Origin of the sequence: Kitasatospora sp. NPDC057542, from assembly GCF_042801945.1 — a bacterium.
Taxonomy (GTDB): Bacteria; Actinomycetota; Actinomycetes; order Streptomycetales; family Streptomycetaceae; genus Kitasatospora.
Genome location: NZ_JBHVFE010000011.1, coordinates 43,096 through 50,836, shown reverse-complemented (window position 1 = coordinate 50,836; position 7,741 = coordinate 43,096). Strand labels below are relative to the sequence as shown.

At 70.9% G+C, this 7,741-nt stretch carries 7 protein-coding genes; 5 read left to right on the top strand and 2 right to left on the bottom strand.

All coding sequences use genetic code 11. The annotated features are described in order from the left end of the window. Positions 1 to 34: 34 nt before the first annotated feature. Positions 35 to 895: an SAM-dependent methyltransferase gene (locus tag ACFU7Y_RS03330; RefSeq protein WP_224283560.1), complete on the bottom strand. Its 861-nt coding sequence runs from the start codon at positions 893 to 895 to the stop codon at positions 35 to 37. Between the two features lie 325 nt (positions 896 to 1,220). Between ACFU7Y_RS03330 and ACFU7Y_RS03325 the strand changes: the two genes are divergently transcribed. The 5 genes from ACFU7Y_RS03325 (at position 1,221) to ACFU7Y_RS03305 (ending at position 6,868) form a co-directional block, all read left to right on the top strand. Continuing rightward, on the top strand, positions 1,221 to 1,937 hold the full coding sequence (locus tag ACFU7Y_RS03325) for a polysaccharide deacetylase family protein (RefSeq protein ID WP_380766330.1): 717 nt from the start codon (positions 1,221 to 1,223) through the stop codon (positions 1,935 to 1,937). Between the two features lie 154 nt (positions 1,938 to 2,091). Next, positions 2,092 to 2,418, top strand: a complete 327-nt coding sequence (locus tag ACFU7Y_RS03320; protein ID WP_224283562.1) for a hypothetical protein — start codon at positions 2,092 to 2,094, stop codon at positions 2,416 to 2,418. 190 nt (positions 2,419 to 2,608) lie between these two features. After that, entirely contained in the window at positions 2,609 to 3,481 is an 873-nt protein-coding gene (locus tag ACFU7Y_RS03315) for a sulfurtransferase (RefSeq protein ID WP_224283563.1), read from the top strand. 160 nt (positions 3,482 to 3,641) lie between these two features. Next, a complete protein-coding gene (locus ACFU7Y_RS03310; protein WP_380766329.1) occupies positions 3,642 to 5,174 on the top strand; it encodes a M1 family metallopeptidase in 1,533 nt (510 codons plus the stop codon). A gap of 164 nt (positions 5,175 to 5,338) precedes the next feature. Continuing rightward, positions 5,339 to 6,868: a M1 family metallopeptidase gene (locus tag ACFU7Y_RS03305; RefSeq protein ID WP_380766328.1), complete on the top strand. Its 1,530-nt coding sequence runs from the start codon at positions 5,339 to 5,341 to the stop codon at positions 6,866 to 6,868. 57 nt (positions 6,869 to 6,925) lie between these two features. Here ACFU7Y_RS03305 and ACFU7Y_RS03300 read toward each other — a convergent pair whose 3' ends face one another. After that, on the bottom strand, positions 6,926 to 7,735 hold the full coding sequence (locus ACFU7Y_RS03300) for an aminoglycoside N(3)-acetyltransferase (protein ID WP_380766327.1): 810 nt from the start codon (positions 7,733 to 7,735) through the stop codon (positions 6,926 to 6,928). Between the last annotated feature and the right edge of the window lie 6 nt (positions 7,736 to 7,741).

The window sequence follows — 7,741 nt, the reverse complement described above, 5'->3', positions numbered from 1 at the left end:
GGCCCGCGGCCGCCCCACCCGGCGCTCGACGGTGTCAGCGCTTGATCGCGACGCCGCCCCAGTAGTACGCGGCCTTCGGGTCGGCCGGCGGCTCGCCGTCCGGGCGCCAGGCCAGCACCGGGGCGACGCCCGGCTCGACCAGCTCCCAGCCGTCGAAGAAACGGACCACGTCGTCGTAGCTGCGCGGCACCAGGGTCATCCCGCCGGCCCGGGCGGCCTCGGCGACCTTGCCGACGGCCTCCGGGTCGAAGTCCGGGGTGGGGGTGGTCAGCGCGATGCAGCTGCCGGCCGGCAGGGCGTCGCGCAGCGCGGCGACCCGGCCCCACGGGTCGTCCGCGTCGGCGATCAGCATCAGCACGGCGATCATCAGCAGACCGACCGGCTGGGTGAGGTCGAGGGTGGAGGTGAGCGCCGGGTCGGCGAACAGCTCCTCGGGCTTGCGCAGGTCGGCGTGGATGTAGGTGGTGCGGCTGGCCGGGCTGGAGACCATCAGCGCGCGGGCGTGGGTGAGCACGATCGGGTCGTTGTCGACGTAGACCACCCGGGTGCCGGGGCTGACGGCCTCGGCGATCTCGTGGGTGTTCGGCGAGGTCGGGATGCCGGTGCCGAGGTCGAGGAACTGGCGGATGCCGTGCTCCTGGGCCAGGTAGCGCACGGCCCGGCCCTGGAAGGCGCGGTTGGCCCTGGCCATCTCCTTGACGCTCGGCACGGCCTGCTCGATGGCCTGCCCCATGGCGCGGTCCGGCGGGAAGTTGGTCTTCCCTCCCAGCCAGTAGTCGTACACGCGCGCAGAGTGCGGGGCGGTGGTGTCGACGCCGAAGCGTTCCCACTGGCTGAGCTCGGTGGAGCCGTCGCCCTGCTGGCCCTGGTCGGGGGAGTCCTGACTTGTCGTCATGGCCACGTCCTCTGATGGCAGATCATCACACTGGGGAAGGCACAGCGTAGCGGTCCGGAGGGGAGGTGGAGCGTCCGGTCGGGGAAGATCCGTGGAAGAGCTCCGGAGCGGGGCGTGCGACCGATGGCTCTTGGGCCGTCGGAGTGGTGATCGGGTCCGTCGGAGTTGCCCCCGGGAGCGGCAGTGACGGGCAGGGGATGCATCCATAATGCTGTCAGATCATCAGATTACTTCACGCAGATTGTTGCTGGTTGCGGCCGGAATGTCCCTTCTGGGAATGACTGCCGGATGCCGGAGCCCCTGGAGCGGTGAGGAGCGCAGCGCCGTGGCGGGGGCGACCGACGCCGTCTCCCCGTCCGCCGTCTCCCCGTCCGACACCTCGACGGCCGCCACCCCGTCGGCCGTCGTGCCGAGCGGGGAGCCCGTGCACCGGGTGCTCACCAAGGCGGAGAGCAAGCCGGTGTACGACCTGGGCTCGGGGCGGCGGGTGGTGGCGCTCACCATCGACGACGGCCCGCACCCCCGTCACACACCGACCGTGCTGGCGCTGTTCGAAACGTACGGGATCAGGGCGACGTTCTTCCTGATCGGCGAGAACGTGGCCGAGCACCCCGCCCTGGCGCGGGAGATCGCGGACCGCGGCCATCACGTCGCCAACCACACCTGGACCCACCCGGACCTGCGGCACCTGTCCGAGGGCAAGGTGCGGGACGAACTGGAGCGGACCTCCGACCTGCTGCAGCGGACCACCGGCCGGCAGCCCACCTGGTTCCGCGCGCCGGGCGGGGACTGGTCCGAGACCTCGCTCAAGGTGGCCGCCGACCTCGGGATGCGGAACATGGCCTGGTCGGTGGACCCACGGGACTGGGCCAGGCCGGGGACCCCGGCGATCATCGACCGGGTCCTCAGGAACGTCCGGCCCGGGTCGATCGTGCTCAATCACGACGGCGGCGGGGACCGGTCGCAGACGGTGGCGGCGCTGAAGGCGTACCTGCCGGTGCTCGTCGACTCGGGGTACTTCTTCACGGCTCCGCCGAACTGAGGGGTTTTCCACTGGGTGGCAGGTCGCAGTTTTAGCGCTTAAACCACCCAAAAGGGTGGATTGGAAGTACCGTTTCTGCGGATTTTGGGCCTCTAGGGTGATCTCGCACCAATGAACCCGGTACCACCGAGTACCACCTGAAAGGCCCTCACTCATGCGTCTCCGCAACGCCGTGCTCGCTGCCGCCAGCGCCATCGCCCTCGTCCTCGCCGTTCCGTTCTCGGCCAACGCCGCGGAGGGCGACTTCCTCTACAAGGTCGGCCCCGGCGTCCTCACCGGCCTGGCCGACCCGCAGAGCGGCAAGTGCATCGACCTGCCGTGGACGACCGAGGACGCGCCGGGCTTCGCGCCGGAGAACCTCACCCGGTCCACGGCCACGGTCTTCCTGGACTTCGGCTGCTCGGGCGACGTGTTCTACGTCATGAACCCCGGCAAGAGGCTCGGCGACCGGCTGAAGCTGCGCTCCGTCGTCTTCTCCTGAGCGGACGGTCACCGCGGATCCGGGGGGGCGGGGGCTGCCCGGGGTGGCCCGGGCCGGACGGGCGGCGTAGGTTCGAACTGTCCGGCCCGGTCGCCGGCTCCTCGCCGTGTCCGTACGCCCTGCCCCGTCGTGCGGCCCGCTGTGTCCGTGGTCGGGCGCCGCAGCCTGGCAGAGCGAAGGAGGGCGTGGGATGACCGGCAACGGCTACGCGCACCCCGAGGCGTTGGTCCGCACCGAATGGCTGGCCCACCACCTGGACGACGGGACGATCCGGGTCGTCGAGGTGGACGAGGACACACAGGCCTACGACCGGAACCACATCCCCGGCGCGGTCGGCTGGAACTGGACCACCGATCTGCACAGCCAGGTCGGCCGGGACTACATCGACCGCGACGGCGTCCAGCACCTGCTGCGGGCGGCCGGGGTCGAGGACGACACCACCGTCGTCCTCTACGGCGGCAACAACAACTGGTTCGCCGCCTACGCCTACTGGCTGTTGCGGCTGCGCGGCTTCGGGCCGGTGCGGCTGCTGGACGGCGGGCGCAAGAAGTGGGAGCTGGAGGAGCGGGAGCTCACCCACGAGGTGATGGACTACCAGCACACCGGCTACCGGCTCCGCGGGCCCGAGCGGCCGGAGCTGCGGGCGCTGCGGGACGAGGTCCTGGCCAAGGCCGAGGTGTTCGCCAAGCCCGGGGTGGACGCGGTGCTGGTGGACGTCCGCTCGCCCGCCGAGTTCCGGGGCGAGCTGATCGCACCCCCGCACCTGCCGCAGGAGCAGGCGCAGGTGCCCGGGCACATTCCGGGCGCGGTCAACATCCCCTGGTCGCAGACCGCCAACGACGACGGGTCGTTCCGCTCGGCGGAGGAGCTGCGGGCGCTGTACGGGGGGCGGGGCGTGGAGCCGGAGCGTGAGGTGATCGCGTACTGCCGGATCGGCGAGCGGTCCGCGCACACCTGGTTCGCGCTCACCGAGCTGCTCGGCTACCCGCACGTGAAGAACTACGACGGCTCGTGGACGGAGTACGGCTCGCTGGTGCGGGCGCCTGTGGCGCTCGGGACGTGAGTGACGGATGAGGTGGTGTGGCGGCTCCGCGGCATCGCTGCGAAGCCGCCATTTCGGCGCGTTTCTTCTCATGAACATCTCACGATCGGGGAGTGGATGAGGGGTTGCCGGGACAGGGATCGGTTCGACCCAATCGTTCCTGTGATCCCTGGAGGACCACGTGCGCAAGAGACTGATCGTCTCTGCTGCCAGTGCCCTGAGCCTGTTCCTGGCCGTCCCCGCCTCGGCTTCCGGCTTCCAACCCGGCGCGGCCGGGGTCGGGGACCCGTACTACCCGACCTACGGCAACGGCGGGTACCGCGTCTCGCACTACGACATCCGGCTGAAGTACCAGCCCGCCACCGACGAGCTGGAGGGCACCACGACCATCCTCGCCACGGCGACCCAGGACCTCTCCCGGTTCAACCTCGACTTCGCGCTGAACGTCTCGGAGGTCCGGGTCAACGGCCGGGTCGCGAAGTTCGCCACCAGCGGGGAGCAGGAGCTGGAGATCACCCCCGCCCGGCCGCTGGCCAAGGGCGCCCAGGCCACGGTGGTGGTGCGCTACAAGGGCGTGCCGTCCACCGTGAAGAAGTACGGCTTCACCAGCTGGCACCGCACGCCGGACGGCGGGATCGCCGCGAACGAGCCCGAGGCGGCCTGGTGGTGGTTCCCCAGCAACGACCATCCGAGCGACAAGGCCACCTACGACGTCTCGGTCCTCGTGCCGGACGGCACCCAGGCGATCAGCAACGGCGTACTGACCGGCACGACCTCCCAGGCGGGCTGGACCCGCTACAGCTGGCGCGAGAACAAGCCGCAGGCGACATACCTGGCCACGCTGGCGATCGGCAAGTTCGACGTCACCCGGGACACCACGGCGAGCGGGCTGCCGGTCTACAACGCGTACAGCAAGGACCTCGGCGACAACGCCGACGCGGCCCGGGCGAGCGTCGAGCGCACCGGCGAGCTGGTGGACTGGCTGAGCGGCTACTTCGGCGAGTACCCGTTCAGCTCCGTCGGCGGCTACGTCCCCAACGTCCCGACCGGCTACGCCCTGGAGACCCAGACCCGGATCTTCTACAGCCCCCGGCAGTTCGCCAAGGGTTCCAACACCTCCGTGGTCGTGCACGAGCTGGCCCACCAGTGGTACGGCGACAGCGTCTCGCTCTCCCGCTGGAGCGACATCTGGCTGAACGAGGGCTTCGCCCGGTACGCGCAGTTCCTCTGGTCCGAGCACGAGAACGAGGGCACCGCGCAGGAGCTGGCCGACTACGTGTACGCCTCGCACCCGGCCGACGACCCGTTCTGGACCATCAAGCCGGGCGACCCGGGGCCGGACGACCAGTTCTCCAGCCCCGTGTACGAGCGCGGCGCGGTGGCCGTCCAGGCGCTGCGCAACGCCGTCGGGGACGAGAAGTTCTTCCGGATCCTGAAGGGCTGGCCCACCGAGCGCCGATACGGCAACGCCACCATTCCGGAGTTCCAGGCGTACGCGGAGAAGGTCTCCGGGAAGAAGCTCGGCGACGTGCTGAACACCTGGCTGTTCACCGCCGGCAAGCCCGCCGTCGGGCCGGTACCGCCGGGCAGCGCGGCCGCGGCCGCGGCCGCGCTCGCGCCGGGCGCGGACCGGGCCGAGGGGAAGCTGCCGGCCGAGCCGAAGTCCTGGAAGAAGATCCAGGAGACCAACTCGGTGCACGAGGCCCACAACTGACGACATGTCGGACTGTCCGGCGTGACGGCTCCGCGGCACCGCTGCGGAGCCGTCATTCCGGCGCGTTTCGTTTCACGAAGAACTCAGGATCGGGGAGTGGGCGAGGGGTTGCCGGGACAAGGATCGGTTCAACCCAATCGTTCCTGTGATCCCTGGAGGACCACGTGCGCAAGAGACTGATCGTCTCTGCTGCCAGTGCCCTGAGCCTGTTCCTGGCCGTCCCCGCCTCGGCTTCCGGCTTCCAACCCGGCGCGGACGGGCTCGGGGACCCGTACTACCCGACCCTCGGCAACGGCGGGTACCGCGTCTCGCACTACGACATCCGGCTGAAGTACCAGCCCGCCACCGACGAGCTGGAGGGCACCACGACCATTCTCGCCACGGCGACCCAGGACCTCTCCCGGTTCAACCTCGACTTCGCACTGAACGTCTCCGAGGTCCGGGTCAACGGCCGGATCGCGACCTTCGCCACCAGTGGCGACCAGGAGCTGGAGATCACCCCCGCCCGGCCGCTGGCCAAGGGCAGCCAGGCCACCGTGGTGGTGCGGTACAAGGACGTGCCGTCCACCGTGCAGAAGTACGGCGGCTACACCGCCTGGCGCCGCACCCCGGACGGTGCGGTGGTGGCCGGCGAGCCCGTGTCGGCCGGGTGGTGGTTCCCGAGCAACGACCACCCGAGCAACAAGGCGACGTTCGACGTCTCGGTCATGGTGCCGGACGGCAACCAGGTGATCAGCAACGGCGTACTGACCGGCACCAGCTCGCAGGCGGGCTGGACCCGCTACAGCTGGCGCGAGAACAAGCCGCAGGCGACGTACCTGGCGACGCTGGCGATCGGCAAGTTCGACGTGACCCAGGACACCACGGCGAGCGGGCTGCCGGTCTACAACGCGTACAGCAAGGACCTCGGCGACAACGCCGACGCGGCCCGGGCGAGCATCGAGCGCACCGGCGAGCTGGTGGACTGGCTGAGCGGCTACTTCGGCGAGTACCCGTTCAGCTCCGTCGGCGGCTACATCGCCAACACCCAGTCCAGTGGCGCCCTGGAGACCCAGACCCGGGTCTCCTACGGCCCAGGGCTGTTCGCCCGGGGCTCCAACACCCAGGTGGTCGTGCACGAGCTGGCCCACCAGTGGTACGGGGACAGCGTCTCCCTCTCCCGCTGGAGCGACATCTGGCTGAACGAGGGCTTCGCCGAGTACTCCCAGTTCCTCTGGTCCGAGCACGAGAACGAGGGCACCGCGCAGGAGCTGGCCGACTACATCTACGCCTTGTACCCGGCCGACGCCCCGTTCTGGACCGTCAAGCCGGGCGATCCGGGAGAGGAGAACCAGTTCTCCGGTGCGGTGTACTACCGCGGAGCGGTGGCCATCCAGGCGTTGCGCAACGCCGTCGGGGACGAGAAGTTCTTCCGGATCCTCAAGGGCTGGCCCACCGAGCGCCGCTACGGCAACGCCACCATCCCGGAGTTCCAGGCGTACGCGGAGGAGGTCTCCGGCCAGAAGCTCGGCGACCTGCTGAACACCTGGCTGTTCACCCCGAGCAAGCCCGCCGTCGGACCGGTGCCGGCCGGTACCGCGGCCGCGGCCTCGCTCGCGCCGGGCGCGGACCGGGCCGAGGGGCGGCTGCCGGCCGAGCCGAAGTCCTGGAAGAAGATCCAGGAGACCACCTCGGTGCACGAAGCCCGTAACTGACGGCATGCGGGGACGGGCCGGCGGTTCCGCGCGCACTGCGGGGACCGTCGGCCCGGCCTATGCCGCTGTGGGGCCGCCGGCCGCCAGCAGCTCGGTGAGGCGGCGGACGGCGAAGGGTATGAGCTCGCGGACCGGGATCAGCCGGCAGGGAGCGTCGCCGACCAGGACCTCGCGGATGCTTGCCCGCTCCTCGAACTCCCGCCCCACGACCGGGAAGTGGGTGTCGTTGTCGTCCCCCACGTCCGGCGCCTCGATCCAGACCCGCTCGCCCTGGATCGCCATCGGGAAACGGCGGAGCTTGAGCCGGCGGTTGGGAGCGAAGGTCTCGGCGTAGTGCAGGAAGGTGTTGCGGTTGTGGCCGACGCCGACCAGCAGCACGTGCCCGCCGAGGTCGTGCAGCGCGCCGAACGGCGACTCCCGGCCGACGGCGAAGCCGAGCGAGCGCCGGGCGGTGACCTCCCGGGCGTGCGCACCGACGGCGGCGACCGAGACCTGCGGGTGGGCGCTGCGCAGGCTCTCCGGCAGGGTGCGCAGCGCCTCCGCCACCGCGCCCGTGGCGCAGGGGAGCCCGGGGTGGAACAGCGGTACGGCGGCCCGGAGTTCGGCGACCTCGGGGCCGGGCGGGCCGCTGTGCCCGGGGGCCGGGTCGCGGACCGTGTCGGAGGTGAAGGTGGGAGCGGCGACGGTGCCGTCGGGCCCGACCGCCTCGCGCAGGCTGGCCACCACGGCCGCCGCGCCGCCCTCGACCCGGCCGAGGCTGGAGAGCGAGGAGTGCACGATCAGCGCCATGTCCTCCCGGACGCCCACCCGGCGCCAGCCCTCCACGAGGTCGGCGGTGGTGAGCGGGCCGGTGCCCGGTGTGGTCATGGTGCC